This window comes from Ruegeria sp. AB6 (assembly GCF_056542685.1).
Map to the genome: position 1 here is coordinate 267,065 of NZ_JBQGAD010000002.1, position 16,009 is coordinate 283,073.

The window sequence follows — 16,009 nt, forward strand, 5'->3', positions numbered from 1 at the left end:
CGCTCCCACTTCTTTGGCTGGAAGCATCAGGTGCAAGCTTTGACGGAAGGTTAACTTTTGTCTGCGCAAATCAGAGGAGTTGATTAGAATTGATTGGAACCTTCTACAAAACTCTTTGCGAACAAGGGGTGAACAAACTCTTTCCCTCGGGACTGATCCGGCGTAGTTTGCGGGTATGAGCAGTTCCGACGAAATGGACGCCTTCGAGGGCGCATCCCTGTCCGCGCGCGCGATGGCTGCGCGACCTTCCCCCTATCTGGACGATCTGAACCCCGCGCAGCGCGAGGCGGTGGAGCGTTTGGACGGTCCGGTTCTGATGTTGGCCGGGGCGGGAACGGGTAAAACCAAAGCGCTGACAGCGCGGATCGCGCATCTGCTCAGCACCGGGCGAGCCCGCCCGAATGAGATTCTGTCGGTGACATTCACGAACAAGGCCGCGCGCGAAATGAAAAACCGCGTGGGTCGATTGTTGGGCCAGCCGGCCGAGGGAATGCCTTGGCTGGGTACCTTCCACTCAATCTGCGTCAAGCTGCTGCGGCGTCACGCGGAATTAGTAGGGCTGAACTCGAACTTCACCATTCTAGATGCGGACGATCAATTGCGTTTGGTTCGTGAGATATTGAATGTAGAGAAAGTTGATCGAAAGAAGTGGACGGACCGATGGTTTCTCCATGAAATAGCGAATTATAAGGGTAAGAAGTTTCCGACACAGATACCCTCCGCTGGAGAAGGGAAGCGCGCTGATCGCATTCCTGGTGCAGCTTCTGATGGGACGGGCTATCAGCGCTCGGTAGGTGACATCTATAAACTATACCAAGCTAGGCTACTCGAGCTGAACGCCGTGGATTTCGACGACCTGCTGTTGCACATGGTCACGATCTTTCAGCAGCACGAGGACGTGTTGAAACAGTATCAACGCTGGTTCCGTTACATCCTCGTGGACGAATATCAGGACACCAACGTCGCTCAATATCTGTGGCTGCGGCTGCTGGCCGGGGGGCACAAGAATATCTGTTGCGTGGGCGATGATGACCAGTCGATCTATGGCTGGCGCGGGGCCGAGGTGGGTAACATCTTGCGGTTCGAAAAGGATTTCCCAGGCGCGTTTGTGGTGCGATTGGAGCAGAATTACCGCTCGACCCCGCATATTCTGGCCGCTGCCTCAAATGTCATTCGCGGCAATGAAAACCGTTTGGGTAAAGAGCTTTGGACGGATGCAGAAGACGGTCACAAGGTCAACCTGATCGGCCATTGGGATGGCGAGGAAGAGGCGCGCTGGATTGGTGAGGAAATCGACGCGCTGCAGGGTGGCACGCGTGGGATTCGTCCGATGAATCTGGATGAAATCGCCATCCTTGTTCGCGCCTCGCACCAGATGCGCGCGTTCGAGGATCGGTTTCTGACCATCGGGTTGCCTTACAAGGTGATCGGTGGCCCTCGGTTCTATGAGCGGATGGAGATCCGCGATGCCATGGCCTATTTCCGGCTTGTGGTCAGCCCCGGCGACGATCTGGCGTTCGAGCGGATCGTGAACACGCCCAAACGTGGTTTGGGCGACAAGGCGCAGCAGACGATCCAGATGACCGCGCGCGAAAATGGCGTGTCGCTGGTCGATGGGGCGCGGATTGCGGTCGACAATGGGCTGATCAAGGGCAAAGGCGGCAAGGCGCTGCGCGAATTGATCGAGGGGCTGGCGCGTTGGAATGCGATGACGCGCGGGCCGCGGATCGAGGTCGAGGATGACTCGGTCATCGACGACGGCGCGCCGCTGCGGTTTGGTGAGCCCGAGGTCTCGCATATCGAACTGGCACAGATCGTGTTGGACGAATCCGGCTATACGGCTCATTGGCAGAATGAAAAAACGCCTGAGGCACCAGGACGGTTGGAGAATCTCAAGGAACTGGTCAACCAGTTGGACAATTTCGAGAACCTGCAGGGGTTCTTGGAGCATGTCAGTCTGGTCATGGACAATGAGCAGGACGGCGACGGGGCCAAAGTCTCGATCATGACGCTGCACGCGGCCAAGGGATTGGAATTTCCCGCCGTGTTCCTGCCGGGATGGGAGGATGGTCTGTTCCCCTCGCAGCGATCGATGGACGAATCCGGTCTCAAGGGTTTGGAGGAAGAGCGGCGACTGGCCTATGTGGGCATCACGCGCGCTGAAGAGGTCTGTACGATTTCCTTCGCGGCCAATAGGCGGGTGTTCGGGCAGTGGCAGAATGCGATGCCATCGCGCTTCATCGACGAATTGCCCGAGGATCATGTGGAAGTGTTGACGCCTCCGGGGCTTTATGGCGGCGCTCAACCGGCAGCGACCATTGAAACCCGGGCGGTAAAGGCGGATGTCTACAACTCACCAGGCTGGAAGCGGATGCAGGCGCGTCAGGGGCAATATGGGATGTCGCAGCCCCGCGAAAGCCGCAATACGGTGATTGATGCGACCGCAGTGGCCAGTTTCACGCTGGGTGAGCGGGTATTTCACCAGAAGTTCGGCTACGGCGCGGTGATCGGTATCGAGGGCGACAAAGTCGAGGTCGATTTCGACAAGGCAGGCGTCAAAAAGGTGGTTGCGCGTTTCCTGACCGCCAAGGACGACGTGCCGTTTTAGCGGTCACAATCCGTCAACCAGAACTAAATTGGCTGAGGCTGTATTCTGCCTGATTTTGGCCAGCTCGATATAGTCGGGGTCGTCTTTCCATGCCTTTGCGGCTTCGAGACTGGGGAACTCCATCAGAACGATCCCATCTTTTTCCCAAACGCCTTCGATCACTTCGACCGGTTTTGACGAGACCGTCAGCAGGCGCCCTCCGTGTCGATCAAAGATGGGCATGAAGCCTTCCAGATATTTTTGATACCCGTCGGGATCGTGGATCGAAATCTGAGCGATGAAATACGCGGCCATGGAATGCTCCTGAACTAAGTCAACACTCCATCACCATACAAAATGGGCCGAAAAAAGAAAAACGGCGGTCCCCAGGGAGGAGGAGGGGAACCGCCGTTCTTTGCAACATCAGGGCAGGGAGGAGGAGAGCCCTGATGTATCTGAACCCGGGTCTGATCCCGGTATGTCTAAGTCGCGGCGACACCAGGGAGGAGGAGAGGTGTCGCCGCGCGCTTTCAACATCAGGGCAGGGAGGAGGAGAGCCCTGATGTATCTGAACCCGGGTCTGATCCCGGTATGTTTAAGTCGCGGCGACGTCAGGGAGGAGGAGAGACGTCGCCGCGCGCTTTCAACACCGGGAAAGGGAGGAGGAGAACCCGGTGTATCGCGTTCCGGCGTTCAGGGCCGGTATAATCTGCGGCGACATCAGGGAGGAGGAGAGATGCCGCCGCTGAAATACAGGTCCTAAAGGGAGGAGGAAGGACCTGATCTCGGTATATGGTTGCGCTTAAGTGCGCGCGAATTGCTCTTCGGCCGCTTGCAGCGCAAGGCGCCGGATCATCGAGCGGTGCAGGCCCAAATCAGCCAGCTCTCGGTTCGACAATTCGGACAGTTCATTCACTGTCCGACGGTATACGCGATAGCGCGCGAACCGGATCTTTGCCGCGTCGATCAATGAAGCCATGCCGGTTGCCGGTGAGCTTTTGAGCGCGGTTTGATGTGTTGCTGCGGCCATGAGTAAAACCTGTGTGTTTCCGTGTTGCCGGGCGTTCCGGCGTTTGCTTGAGATTGAAAATAGGCAAATGCTGCGATTGCACAATGGTTCGCGTCGTCAATGCCGCTATGCAGCAAATGCATGGATATCAACCGGTTGGCGTTTTAGGGAAGAAAGTGCCTTAAAAATAAAGGTTTTCAGCTTTTACACTTTTCGGAAGAAATGTCAGCTTGATCCTTGATGCGGGTTTTCTGCGAAATCTTTGTGCGGAGTTTCCGAAATTTGTGCATCCGTTTAGCGATGCTTTTGTAGTCGCGCTGCTGAACTATTGCCCCAGAAGGGCATGGGAATTCATGGGCGAAGCGTTGTTTGCCCAACGGATCTTATGGAAAGCCTGCGATTCATCGCCATCGATTCGTCCCGAAAATCTGTTGCCTAAATGCCGATTTCTTTGAATTCCTGCTTGATTGGAAAGTTTTTTGGGAATTGATGGGAATTCAGGGAAATGCTCCGGAATGTGTATATATCGGCGTGTTATGGGTTATTATAACAACATATTGTGGTGACATCTTACATTTAATCTCGAATTTTGAGGTTTGACTTTAGAATCACCAATATTGCAGAGAAATTTTTCATTGCTTTCCATAAATTCCCATGGCATCCCTTATTCATCCGATGAGGACGAGGCACATGGGGCACCAAACGACCCCGAACCAATAAAATACAGGTTTCATACAGGCATCTCGCTTTCATCATTTAAGAGATCCGGCGCGCGGGCGAGCAGACATCCCCCCAGGTGGCGCGCGCAGCTGGACTTCCCGCTCAGCGGGCCAATGCGGCGGGTTGATCAGTGGCAGCAGATCAACCCGCCGTTTTTCATCCGGGGGGAACGTGAAGTTCAAGTGGGGCGCAAGCGAAAGGGACAGTCGTCTTGGCGCGCAGGTTTAGAGGTGAAAGCCACCACAAGGTGGATACGAAAGGCAGGGTCTCGATCCCGGCCTCGTTTCGCCGCGTGCTTGAATCCTCTGATCCGAACTGGCAGCCCGGTGACACACCTGAACTGGTGATCGTCTACGGCGACCATCGCCGCAAATTTCTGGAATGCTATACAATGCAGGCGATCGACGAGGTCGATGCCAAGATCGACGCTTTGCCGCGCGGGTCGATGCAGCGGAAGATGTTGCAGCGCATGTTCCACGGGCAGTCCTTTCCAACAACCGTGGATGAAACCGGACGTCTGGTGCTGCCGGCCAAGCTGCGCAGCAAAATCGGTCTCGAGGGCGAGGCCTTCTTTATCGCCGCGGGCGATACATTCCAAATCTGGAAGCCGGAAACATACGAATCCGAGGAGCTCGCCGCCGCCGAAGAGTGGTTGGATGATCAGCCGGACGATTTCGATCCGCTGGAATTCCTAGACGGCGCCGGGGACGCGTAACGGCATGGCCGGCGCTACTCCCTCGTCCGAGAAGCCTCATATCCCTGTTCTGTTGCGCCCATTGCTGGCGGCTGTGGCTCCTGTTTCGGGCGTCTGGCTCGATGGGACGTTCGGTGCGGGTGGCTATACGCGCGGTCTGCTGGACGCCGGGGCTGACAAGGTCATCGGCGTTGATCGTGATCCGCTGGCCTTTGAGATGGCAGCCGAATGGGCGGGCGACTATGGTGACCGGCTGGTGATGCAGGCCGGTGTATTCTCGCGCATGGACGAATATGCGCAGGATCTGGATGGCGTCGTGCTGGATTTGGGCGTGTCTTCCATGCAGTTGGATATGGCCGAGCGGGGCTTTTCCTTCATGAAGGACGGCCCTCTGGACATGCGGATGAGCCAGGAGGGCGAAAGCGCTGCAGATCTGGTCAATACCGCAACCGAAGCGCAACTGGCCGATATCCTGTTCCATTTTGGCGAAGAACGCGCCAGCCGCCGCATTGCTAAGGCCATTGTCAAGGCGCGTACAGAGGAGGCGATCACGACGACCCTTCGTTTGGCCGAGATCATCGAATCCTGCCTGCCTCGCCCCAAACCGGGGCAGTCGCACCCGGCGACGCGCAGCTTTCAGGGGCTGCGGATCGCGGTGAATGCAGAATACGAGGAACTGTTTCAAGGCCTCATGGCTGCCGAGCGGGCGTTAAAGCCCGGCGGGCAACTGGCCGTGGTGACGTTCCATTCCATCGAAGATCGCATGGTCAAACGGTTCTTTCAGTCGAGGGCAGGCAAAACCGGGCGCGCCAACCGCTATGCGCCCGAGATGGAACAGGAACTGCCGCAATTCACGTTGAAAACGCGCAAGGCGGTGGGGCCAGACGAGCAGGAATTGCAAGAAAATCCGCGCGCGCGCTCGGCCAAGCTGCGCGTGGCGGTACGGACTGAGGCTCCGGCGGGGGAAATTGAGGCCCGCGCTATTGGGATGCCGCAACTTGGGGGAAGAGCAAGATGAAAAGTATATTGTACGTCTTAACTGCGCTTTCGGTGTTCGGGCTGGCCCTTTGGGCGTATCAAGAAAATTACCGCACCCAGCAGGTGGTAAAGGAAACGCAGAAATTGCAGCGTGAAATCGGTATGGCGCAGGTGCGTCTGGCGGTGTTGAACGCCGAATGGGCCTATCTAAACCGTCCGGACCGCCTTCGCGAACTGGCTGACTTGAACTTTGAGCGCTTGGGCCTGTTGCCCTTGCGTGCCGAGCAGTTTGGGCGCGCCGACCAGGTCTCCTACGCCGAAGACCCGGACTTGCCGGGTGTTGATCCTTTTGAGTTGGAAGCGATCACCAATATTCAGGCACTGGGCGAGGTGCAGATTCCATGACACGTACTCCCCTTCGCCCTCTGGCCCGTATTCTTGACGCTCGCGCTAAAGGCGAGAACCACAAAGCCATTGAGCGTGAGAATATCCGCCAACGCCACGAAGATATGAAGGACCGCGCCCGGGCCCGTGCCGAGGGGCGTCTTCTGGTGCTGGGCCTGTTCTTTTTCTGTGCATTTGCCGTGGTTGGCGCCCGGATGGGCATGTTGGCCACCTCTGAGGCGCAAGAGCCCCTGGCCAGCGCTCCAGGTGCTGCCATTGCCATGCAGCGCGCCAATATCGTTGACCGTGAAGGGCGCATTCTGGCGACCAATCTGGACACCTATTCTGTCTATGCCCAGCCGCCGTTGATGATTGACCCGGTGGCGGCTGCGGACCAGTTAGTGGAGATTTTTCCTGATCTGGAAAAAGAACGCCTGATCAAGGACTTCACAGGCGACCGTAAATTCCTGTGGATTAAGAAACGGATCTCGCCCGAGCAGAAACAGGCTGTGCATGACATCGGCGATCCTGGTATCCTGTTCGGCCCGCGTGAGATGCGGCTTTATCCAAACGGCAAGCTGGCCGCGCATATTCTGGGTGGCTCGGGCTTTGGGCGCGAAGGTGTCAGCGCCGCCGAGGTGATCGGCGTGGCTGGTGTCGAGAAACAATTCGACGACTATCTGCGCAACCCTGCCAATGGCAACAAGCCGCTGCAACTGTCGCTGGACCTGACGGTACAGGCGGCGGTCGAACAGGTTCTGTATGGCGGCATGAAGATCATGAACGCCAAGGGCGCGTCCGCCGTTCTGATGAATGCTCATACGGGTGAGGTCGTCTCAGCTGCATCGCTGCCGTCTTTTGATCCCAATGACCGACCGCGCCCGCCGACTTCGGGGTTCGATCCTTCGGACAGCCCGCTGTTCAACCGCTATGTGCAGGGCGTGTACGAACTGGGCTCGGTCTTCAAGATTTTCACGGCGGCTCAGGCGGTGCAGCTTGGTTTGGTGAATTCCAACACGATCATCGATACGTCCGGACCAATGCGGATCGGGCGGTTCCCGATTGGCGAGTTCAATGGCAAGAACTACGGTGAGATCAGTGTGGCGGATGTGATCGTCCACAGCTCGAACCGGGGCACGGGACGGCTGGCTTTGCAGATCGGCGCGCAGCGGCAGCAACAGTTCCTCAAGGCGCTGGGCATGTTCGAGCCCACCCCGTTTGAGATTGTCGAGGCCGCAGGTGGCGAACCGCTGAAACCCAAGAAATGGGGCGAACTCAGCACTGTGACCATTTCCTATGGCCACGGGTTGTCGACCAGCCCGATGCATCTGGCGGCGGGTTATGCGGCAATTGCCAATGGCGGGCACTATGTCAGCCCGACGATCTTGCGGCGCAATGGGCCTCAGTACGGTCCGCGCATTATGTCTGACAGTGCGGCGCGCCAGGCGCAGCAGATGTTGCGCAAGGTGGTCACAGATGGCACCGCCAGCTTTGGCGATGTGGCTGGTTACGACGTTGCGGGTAAGACAGGCACTGCCGATAAGCCCAAACCGCGCGGTGGGTACTACGATGACAAAGTGATCTCGACCTTTGCGACGATCTTTCCAGCTTATGATCCGAAATACGTGCTGATCGTCACGCTGGATGAACCTTCAATCGTGGCATACGGCGAGAAGCGCCGTACGGCAGGGTGGACAGCCGTTCCGGTTGCTGCGGAACTGATCGGACGTGTCGCCCCCTTGCTGGGCCTTCGTCCCCGGCTTGAGCCTGAGGCGCGCGCTGCTATAACGCTCACCTCAAATTAGACCGTCCGGCAAAGGGTAGGGCATGGGCACAAGAACAAAAACACTCAGCCAACTGGCCCTGACCGCACGCGGAGGCGCGAATCCCGAAATCACCGGTCTGGCCGTAGACAGCCGCGAGGTGCAGGAGGGCTTTCTGTTCGCTGCCTTGCCGGGCACGCGGGTCCATGGCGGAGAGTTCATCCAATACGCCCTGCGCATGGGCGCGGCAGCGATCCTGACGGATGCCGAAGGGGCCGAGATTGCAGCCGATGAACTGGCCGCATCAGATGCGGCTTTGGTTGTGGTTGAAGACCCGCGTCAGGCGCTGGCTGGATGTGCGGCGCTGTGGTTCGGCGCGCAGCCGCAGACCATTGTGGCCGTAACGGGGACCAATGGGAAAACCTCGGTCGCCACATTCGTGCGCCAAATCTGGATGGAGCTGGGCCACGCCGCCGTCAACGTGGGCACCACCGGGGTCGAGGGCGCATGGACCGCCCCGCTAGCCCATACCACGCCCGAGCCGATCACCCTGCATCTCTGTCTGGCTGAGGCGGCCGCAAATGGCGTGACCCATGCTGCGATGGAGGCGTCCTCGCACGGGTTGGAACAGCGTCGTCTTGACGGGGTCCATCTGGTAGCTGCGGGATTTTCGAACTTCACGCAGGACCATCTGGACTATCACGATACGTTCGAGGCGTATTTCGCCGCCAAGGCTGGTCTCTTCGACCGGGTGCTGCCGCAAGACGGCACCGTCGTGATCAATATGAGCGACCCCAAAGGGGCCGAAGTCCGCAAGATTGCTAAGGCGCGCGGGCAGGAGGTTCTGACCGTTGGGCTGGGCGATGCCGATCTGTGCCTAATGAACCAGCGTTTTGATGCGACCGGTCAGGATTTGCGGTTCTCATGGCAAGGCAAAGTGTTCCAAACTCGCTTGAACCTGATCGGAGGGTTCCAGGCTGAAAATATCCTTCTGGCCTGCGGTCTGGTGATCGCGGGCGGGGAAGAGCCTGAGCGCGTGTTTGAAACTCTGCCGCATCTGACAACCGTGCGGGGCCGGATGCAACTTGCGGCGACGCGCCACAATGGAGCGGCGGTGTTCGTCGACTATGCCCATACGCCTGACGCTGTGGCCACTGCGCTCAAAGCGTTGCGCCCGCATGTGATGGGGCGGTTGATTGCCATCGTTGGCGCAGGCGGCGATCGCGATGCGACCAAGCGACCTTTGATGGGGCAAGCGGCTGCAAACCATGCCGACGTGGTCTTTGTCACCGACGACAACCCCCGCAGCGAGGACCCGGCGACCATCCGCGCCGCCGTTTTGTTGGGCGCGCCTGAGGCGACTGAGGTAGGCGACCGGGCCGAGGCCATTCTGCGCGGCATAGACGCGCTGCAACCGGGGGATGCTTTGTTGATTGCAGGCAAGGGGCATGAGACCGGTCAGATTGTCGGCGATCAGATTCTGCCCTTTGACGATGTGGAACAGGCCAGCATCAGCGTGGCCGCGCTGGACGGGAGGGTGGCATGACGCTCTGGACTGCGGCTGAGGCCGCTGATGCTACAGACGGGCGCGTCACCTGTGACTGGTCCGTGAACGGCGTGTCGATTGACACCCGAACCTTGCAACCCGGCGACCTGTTCGTGGCGCTAAAGGCGGCACGGGACGGGCATGACTTCGTGGCTCAGGCGTTGGAAAAGGGGGCAGGGGCGGCTTTGGTGTCCCGCATCCCCGATGGCGTGGCCGAGGATGCGCCGTTGCTGATCGTCGACGATGTACAGGCCGGGTTGGAGGCGTTGGGCCGGGCAGGCCGCGCACGCACCGATGCGCGCGTGGTGGGTGTGACGGGCAGTGTGGGCAAGACTTCGACCAAGGAAATGCTGGCCAATGTTCTGGAAACGCAGGGCAAAACCCACGCCAGCGTCGCCAGCTACAACAACCATTGGGGCGTGCCGCTGACCTTGGCGCGGATGCCGCGCGACACCGAATTTGCAGTGATTGAGATCGGCATGAACCATCCCGGAGAGATTGCGCCTCTGGCCCAACAGGCCCGCCCGCATGTGGCGCTGGTGACGACCGTAGCGGCCGTGCATCTTGAAGCGTTCGACTCGGTGGCCGGTATCGCTCATGAAAAAGCTGCGATCTTCGAAGGGCTGGAACCCGGTGGGGCGGCCATCGTGAATGCTGATATTGAACATGCGGGTATCTTGCGTGAGACAGCGCAAAGCTGTGGTGCCGGCATTGTGGAATTTGGGCGCGCGGCGGCAGACTACAGTCTCACGGATGTTGAGCAGAGCGCAGACTCCGTTCACGCGACGGCTCAGGTGGGCGGTGACGCCGTCCGTTTCGACGTGCAATCGGCGGGCAAGCATTTTGCGATGAATGCCCTGGGTACTCTGGCGGCCTGCGTCGAGATGGGGGTCGATCTGGACAAGGCGATTGCCGGTCTGCGCCGCTGGTCCCCAGTCAAAGGCCGTGGCGTGCGCGAGCAAATCGCGTTGGCTGGTGGTGGTCAGATTGAGCTGCTGGACGACAGCTACAACGCCAACCCGACCTCGATGGCAGCGGCGTTGGACGTTTTGGCAGCCGCCGAAGGTTCCCGCCGCATCGCGTTTCTGGGTGACATGAAAGAGCTGGGTGCGCAGGAATTGCCAATGCACGCGGCTATGGCAGATGTTGCGGCGATGGCCACGGTCGATCACGTGCATTGCATTGGTCCGCTGATGAAATCGTTGCACGACGCGCTGCCCGACGACAAGCGCGGGCTTTGGACGGAAACAAGCGCCGAGATGGCCACCAAGCTGCCTGACCTGATCCGGTCGGGGGATGTAGTTCTGGCCAAGGGCTCGCTGAGTATGGCATTGGCACGGATTGTTGACGGGCTGAGTGAAATGGGGCAAGGGAGCGCGCTTGAGCCATGATCGCCGCATCAGAAAGGTACTAGGATGCTCTATTGGTTGACCGGCCTATCGGATGGCGGGGACTTCTTTAACCTCTTTCGCTATATCACCTTCCGTGCGGGTGGTGCCTTTATGACAGCGCTGATCTTTGGGTTTATCTTCGGCAAACCGCTGATCAATGTGCTGCGTCGCAAGCAGGGCAAGGGTCAGCCGATCCGTGACGATGGTCCCGAGGGGCATTTTTCCAAGGCGGGAACGCCAACGATGGGGGGCTTGCTGATCGTGGGTGCTCTGGTCACGTCGACGCTGGTCTGGGCGCGGTGGGACAACCCCTATGTTTGGATGGTTTTGTTCGTGACTTTGGCATATGCGGCGATTGGCTTTGCGGATGACTACGCCAAGGTCTCCAAACAGAACACCAAGGGCGTATCAGGGAAGATGCGCTTGGCTTTGGGCGTGTTGATTGCAGTGCTGGCCTCGGTCTGGGCAACGCTGCACCACCCAGAGGCGTTGCAGAACCAATTGGCGGTGCCGGTGTTCAAGGATACGCTGGTTAATCTGGGTATTTTCTATATCCCGTTTGCGATTGTTGTGATCGTGGGGGCTGCGAATGCGGTGAACCTAACCGACGGGTTGGACGGGTTGGCGATTATGCCTGCGATGATTGCAGCCTCGACTTTGGGTGTGATTGCCTATGCGGTTGGGCGGGTCGACTTTACCGAATATCTGGACGTGCATTATGTGCCGGGGACTGGCGAGATTTTTATCTTTACCTCGGCGCTCTTCGGCGCGGGACTTGGGTTCCTGTGGTACAATGCACCCCCGGCGGCGGTGTTCATGGGTGACACGGGGTCGTTGGCCTTGGGCGGTGCTTTGGGGGCGATAGCGGTGGCCACGAAGCACGAACTGGTGCTGGCTGTTGTTGGCGGCCTGTTCGTGGTCGAGGCGCTGAGTGTTATCATTCAGGTGCTGTATTTCAAACGGACCGGGCGACGGGTGTTCCTGATGGCGCCGATCCATCATCACTATGAGAAAAAAGGTTGGGCCGAGCCGACGATTGTGATCCGGTTCTGGATCATCTCGCTGATCCTGGCGATGATCGGATTGGCGACGCTGAAGGTCCGGTAACGCTCCCGCCTGGTTCGGAGGGCCTGCGGCCCGCCTGCCACCAGTTGGGCCCGGCTCGCGCTGACGCGCGAGCCTTTTGCGTCTCTTGCCAATGCTGGTTTCTTCTGCGCAGTGTGGCGGCGCATTTGGCGGCAGAAGAAGGTGGGCGGCATGATCCCGGTCAAAGGGTGTTCAGGACAGAAAATTGCAGTTCTGGGGCTGGGGCGATCCGGGTTGGCGACCGCGCGGTCCCTGCGGGCCGGGAAGGCTGAACCGATCTGTTGGGATGACAACCCAGCAGCCCGAGAAAAGGCCGAAGCCGAGGGGTTCACTTGCGCTGATCTGCGGCGGCAAGGTGCGTTTGACGATATCGTGAGCCTGATCGTTTCCCCCGGCATTCCGCATCTCTACCCCGAGCCGAACCCGGTTGTTGCGGCGGCATTGGAGGCCGGGGTGCCGGTGGACAATGATATCGGCCTGTTTTTTCTGTCTTTCGCCGGGCCGGAGTGGAACAATTTCGACACCCCTCCGCGGGTCATAGCGGTCACGGGGTCGAACGGTAAATCAACGACCGCCGCGCTGATCCATCATATTCTGACTGCGGCCGGGCGAGAAACGCAACTGGCGGGCAATATCGGGCGCGGTGTGCTGGATATCGAGCCGGGGGGCGATGGCTCGGTCGTCGTGCTGGAACTGTCGAGCTATCAGACCGAACTGGCGCGTGCGCTGACGCCGGATGTGGCGGTTTTTACCAACCTGTCGCCCGATCATCTTGATCGGCATGGCGGGATGGGCGGCTATTTCGCGGCCAAGCGCCGCCTGTTCGCCGAAGGCGGGCCCGACTGCGCGGTGATCGGAGTGGATGAGAAAGAAGGTGCGTTTCTGGCAGGCCAACTGGCCGAGGGGCCCGCGGATGACCGGGTCATGCGGATTTCGGTCACGCGCAAGCTGACGGGGCCGGGGTGGCAGGTTTTTGCGCGCAAGGGGTTTCTTTCGGAATACCGCAAAGGCCGCCAAACCGGCGCGATTGACCTGCGTGAGATCAAGGGTCTGCCGGGTACCCATAACCATCAAAACGCCTGTGCCGCCTATGCAGCGTGCCGCGCGCTGGGGTTGGCCCCGCGCGTGATCGAAGATGCGCTGCACAGCTATCCGGGCTTGCCGCATCGCAGTCAGATCATCGCCGAGGCGGACGGCGTCATCTATGTAAACGACTCAAAGGCCACCAATGTGGACAGCGCGCTCAAGGCCTTGCGCGCGTTCAAGAAGATTCGCTGGATTTGCGGTGGGCTTGAGAAAGAGGGCGGGCTGGACGCTCTGAACGGCGCGAAGGACCATGTTGTCAAAGCCTATGTCATCGGGCGTGAGGCTGCTGGTTTTGCCATGCAGCTTGAGGCCGAGGCGCAGGTTTGCACCACCATGGGCGCAGCCGTGGCGCAGGCCTTCGCCGATGCCCAACCGGGTGAGACGGTCTTGCTGGCCCCGGCGGCGGCCAGCTTCGACCAATATGACAATTTTGAACAACGAGGCGACGACTTCACGGCAGAGGTGCAGAAGCGGCTGGCGGACTAAGGATTTGCAATAGACCGCCGGTTGCGCCAAGCTGCGGTGCCATCTGCTTGACGCACCAGCATTTTTGGTTTTGCGTGCCACCAAATTCAATGTGAGGTTAAGATTATGTCCTACCGTAAAGTCTCTTTGATCCTGCCCGCTCTGCTTGTTGCGGGGGCCTGCACCAATGTGGGTGCCAATTACCAGCCCGTGGTCGATGGGCCCGTGGGTCCGAACTACAACGCGGATCTGGCCCAATGTCAGGCGCTGGCCCGGTCGCAACCGGTGGTGGATGGTAACACGGCAGGGGCTGCGGCGATTGGCGCTGCAGGTGTCGCAGGCACCAAGGCTATCATCGACGACAGCGCCAGTGATCTTGGCCGCGCGGCAGTTGCTGGTGCCATTGTCGGGGCAGGGGCCAGCGCGATCAGCAATACTCAGAACCAGGAAGTCATCGTGCGCAACTGCATGCGCAACCGTGGCTATGCAGTCGTCGGCTAAATCTGCGCAAACTGAAGTGACGGTTATCGCCCTGCGATAGCCGTTGCGGCCGCGTGGCCCGAGGACCACGCCCACTGGAAGTTATAGCCGCCCAGCCACCCGGTGACATCCACCGCTTCACCAATCGCATAGAGGCCGGGGACATCCCTGGCCTCCATCGTTTTGGACGACAGATCATCTGTGTCGATCCCACCCAATGTGACCTCGGCGGTGCGATAGCCTTCGGTGCCCGACGGAGTCAGGGGCCAGTCGGACAGAGCCGCTGTGAGATCGGTCAGGGCGGCGTCGGACTGATCGGCCAAGTTTCCGCTCATCGGAATGTGGTGCTTCAGGTACTCCACCAACCGCGCGGGCAGGTGGCGGGCCAGTTCGGTGGTCAGGGCCTTGCGCCCTCCGGCCTGACGCTGATCGCGTAGCAGGTCGAACAGGGGCAAGTCCGCGATCAGGTTGACGCAGATCGCCTCGCCTTCACGCCAATAGGATGACAGTTGCAGCACTGACGGTCCGCTGAGGCCGCGATGGGTGAACAACAACGCCTCATCAAAGCTGGTGCGCGCGTTCGACAGGCGCGCAGGTACGGACACGCCTGACAGCTCTTTGAACCGGCCATCCGAGAAGGTGAAGGGCACCAGCGCCGCGCGGGTATCCGTGACCCGCAGGCCGAACTGTCGCGCGATGTCATAGGCCAGCCCGGTCGCGCCCATCTTGGGGATGGACTTGCCACCGGTAGCCAGCACCAGATTGCGGCAGGTCAGGTCGTGACGCTGACCTTCCCGCTCGACCTCCAACGCGAACCCAGCTTCGGTCTTGCGCAGATCGCGAAGACTAGTTTGCACCCACAGCTCGGCCCCGGCGCGCGCCATCTCATCCAGCAACATCTGGATGATCTGCTTCGACGAGCCGTCGCAAAACAACTGCCCCAGCGTTTTCTCGTGCCATGCGATGCCATGGCGACCAACCAGATCAACGAAATCCCACTGCGTGTACCGTGCCAGCGCGGATTTGCAGAAATGCGGGTTTTGCGACAGGAAATTGCCCGGCCCCGCATGCATATTGGTGAAATTGCATCGCCCACCGCCCGAGATGCGGATCTTCTCACCCGGCGCTTTGGCGTGGTCGATCACCAGAACCCGCCCGCCACAATTGGCCGCGCACATCATGCCAGCAGCACCGGCACCCAGGATGATCGTGTCATAGCTCATGCGCGGGGGATGGCTTGGATCAGGGCGAAAGACAAGGCCCCATACGCTGTGTTGATCCGTGCAGGCTTGCAAATCGCCTGCGAGTTCTCGAATGATATGGGGTATTTCCCTGTCACCGCACACCCGATGGAACCGAAATGAACCCGATCAACCTGCAAGAAAAGCTGGCGCAATTCTCAACACATTGGGACCCGCATGTCGTCGCCGACTACAACCAGAATGACGTCATGGTGGTGAAATTTCAGGGCGAGTTTCCGTTCCACAAACATGACACCACCGACGATTTCTTTCTGGTGCTCGAGGGTGAGATGATCATGGATATCGAAGGCCAGCCCTCGCAAACCGTGCGGGCCGGAGAGATCTTTGTGGTTCCCACAGGTGTCGTGCACCGTCCGCGTGCAGAGCGCGAGGTCAAGGTGCTGCTGATCGAACCGAAGGGAGAGCCGAATTCGGGCGATTCCGACCAGCCCGCGGCACCCAAGCCAAGGCTGTGACACTGGTCGTTTTGCCGATCTGCTGGCGTCTCCGCGCTAAGCGGAGATTTTCCTATCTTTCCCTTATTTCCCTAGCCCAAACGGCAAAACCGCTGTAGAGTCT

The 16,009-nt window shown here is 59.4% G+C and carries 15 protein-coding genes; 12 read left to right on the top strand and 3 right to left on the bottom strand.

Translation table 11 applies throughout. The features are described from left to right. The first annotated feature begins 175 nt into the window (after positions 1-175). A complete protein-coding gene (locus ACR0DB_RS05485; RefSeq protein ID WP_480549411.1) occupies positions 176-2,608 on the top strand; it encodes an ATP-dependent helicase in 2,433 nt (810 codons plus the stop codon). A gap of 3 nt (positions 2,609-2,611) precedes the next feature. Here ACR0DB_RS05485 and ACR0DB_RS05490 read toward each other — a convergent pair whose 3' ends face one another. Then, a complete protein-coding gene (locus ACR0DB_RS05490; protein ID WP_170788320.1) occupies positions 2,612-2,902 on the bottom strand; it encodes a DUF1330 domain-containing protein in 291 nt (96 codons plus the stop codon). A gap of 487 nt (positions 2,903-3,389) precedes the next feature. Then, positions 3,390-3,617 carry a DUF1127 domain-containing protein gene (locus tag ACR0DB_RS05495; protein WP_170769200.1) on the bottom strand — a complete coding sequence of 76 codons (228 nt, stop codon included), beginning with the start codon at positions 3,615-3,617 and terminating at the stop codon, positions 3,390-3,392. A 910-nt stretch (positions 3,618-4,527) separates the two neighbouring features. Between ACR0DB_RS05495 and mraZ the strand changes: the two genes are divergently transcribed. The 9 genes from mraZ to ACR0DB_RS05540 all read left to right on the top strand — a co-directional run bounded on the left by mraZ (position 4,528) and on the right by ACR0DB_RS05540 (position 14,210). Next, positions 4,528-5,031, top strand: coding sequence for a division/cell wall cluster transcriptional repressor MraZ (gene mraZ / locus ACR0DB_RS05500; RefSeq protein WP_170769201.1), 504 nt, complete (start codon positions 4,528-4,530; stop codon positions 5,029-5,031). 4 nt (positions 5,032-5,035) lie between these two features. Next, positions 5,036-6,028, top strand: a complete 993-nt coding sequence (gene rsmH, locus ACR0DB_RS05505) for a 16S rRNA (cytosine(1402)-N(4))-methyltransferase RsmH (protein WP_480549413.1) — start codon at positions 5,036-5,038, stop codon at positions 6,026-6,028. Next, the gene (gene ftsL, locus ACR0DB_RS05510) at positions 6,025-6,393 is read left to right on the top strand and encodes a cell division protein FtsL (protein ID WP_170769203.1); all 369 of its coding nucleotides are present in this window, start codon (positions 6,025-6,027) and stop codon (positions 6,391-6,393) included. The genes rsmH and ftsL overlap by 4 nt, the downstream gene beginning before the upstream one ends. Further along, a complete protein-coding gene (locus tag ACR0DB_RS05515) occupies positions 6,390-8,177 on the top strand; it encodes a peptidoglycan D,D-transpeptidase FtsI family protein (protein WP_480549415.1) in 1,788 nt (595 codons plus the stop codon). The genes ftsL and ACR0DB_RS05515 overlap by 4 nt, the downstream gene beginning before the upstream one ends. A gap of 22 nt (positions 8,178-8,199) precedes the next feature. Next, positions 8,200-9,681 carry a UDP-N-acetylmuramoyl-L-alanyl-D-glutamate--2,6-diaminopimelate ligase gene (locus ACR0DB_RS05520; protein ID WP_480549417.1) on the top strand — a complete coding sequence of 494 codons (1,482 nt, stop codon included), beginning with the start codon at positions 8,200-8,202 and terminating at the stop codon, positions 9,679-9,681. Then, positions 9,678-11,072 (top strand): UDP-N-acetylmuramoyl-tripeptide--D-alanyl-D-alanine ligase, encoded by a 1,395-nt coding sequence (locus tag ACR0DB_RS05525; protein ID WP_480549419.1) that lies wholly within the window; start codon positions 9,678-9,680, stop codon positions 11,070-11,072. Before ACR0DB_RS05520 ends, ACR0DB_RS05525 begins: the two co-directional genes overlap by 4 nt. Before the next feature lie 24 nt (positions 11,073-11,096). Beyond that, positions 11,097-12,179: a phospho-N-acetylmuramoyl-pentapeptide-transferase gene (mraY, locus tag ACR0DB_RS05530; RefSeq protein WP_170784112.1), complete on the top strand. Its 1,083-nt coding sequence runs from the start codon at positions 11,097-11,099 to the stop codon at positions 12,177-12,179. Between the two features lie 150 nt (positions 12,180-12,329). Further along, complete coding sequence (murD, locus tag ACR0DB_RS05535; RefSeq protein ID WP_480549422.1) at positions 12,330-13,730, top strand: UDP-N-acetylmuramoyl-L-alanine--D-glutamate ligase; 1,401 nt, start codon at positions 12,330-12,332, stop codon at positions 13,728-13,730. 105 nt (positions 13,731-13,835) lie between these two features. After that, a complete protein-coding gene (locus ACR0DB_RS05540; RefSeq protein ID WP_480549423.1) occupies positions 13,836-14,210 on the top strand; it encodes a glycine zipper family protein in 375 nt (124 codons plus the stop codon). A gap of 23 nt (positions 14,211-14,233) precedes the next feature. Here ACR0DB_RS05540 and ACR0DB_RS05545 read toward each other — a convergent pair whose 3' ends face one another. After that, positions 14,234-15,412 (bottom strand): BaiN/RdsA family NAD(P)/FAD-dependent oxidoreductase, encoded by a 1,179-nt coding sequence (locus ACR0DB_RS05545; RefSeq protein WP_480549425.1) that lies wholly within the window; start codon positions 15,410-15,412, stop codon positions 14,234-14,236. Between the two features lie 9 nt (positions 15,413-15,421). Between ACR0DB_RS05545 and ACR0DB_RS05550 the strand changes: the two genes are divergently transcribed. Together ACR0DB_RS05550 and ACR0DB_RS05555 are read left to right on the top strand one after the other, a co-directional pair. Continuing rightward, positions 15,422-15,553, top strand: coding sequence for a hypothetical protein (locus ACR0DB_RS05550; RefSeq protein WP_272871033.1), 132 nt, complete (start codon positions 15,422-15,424; stop codon positions 15,551-15,553). Continuing rightward, complete coding sequence (locus ACR0DB_RS05555) at positions 15,550-15,906, top strand: cupin domain-containing protein (RefSeq protein ID WP_170784119.1); 357 nt, start codon at positions 15,550-15,552, stop codon at positions 15,904-15,906. Before ACR0DB_RS05550 ends, ACR0DB_RS05555 begins: the two co-directional genes overlap by 4 nt. Positions 15,907-16,009 lie beyond the last annotated feature (103 nt).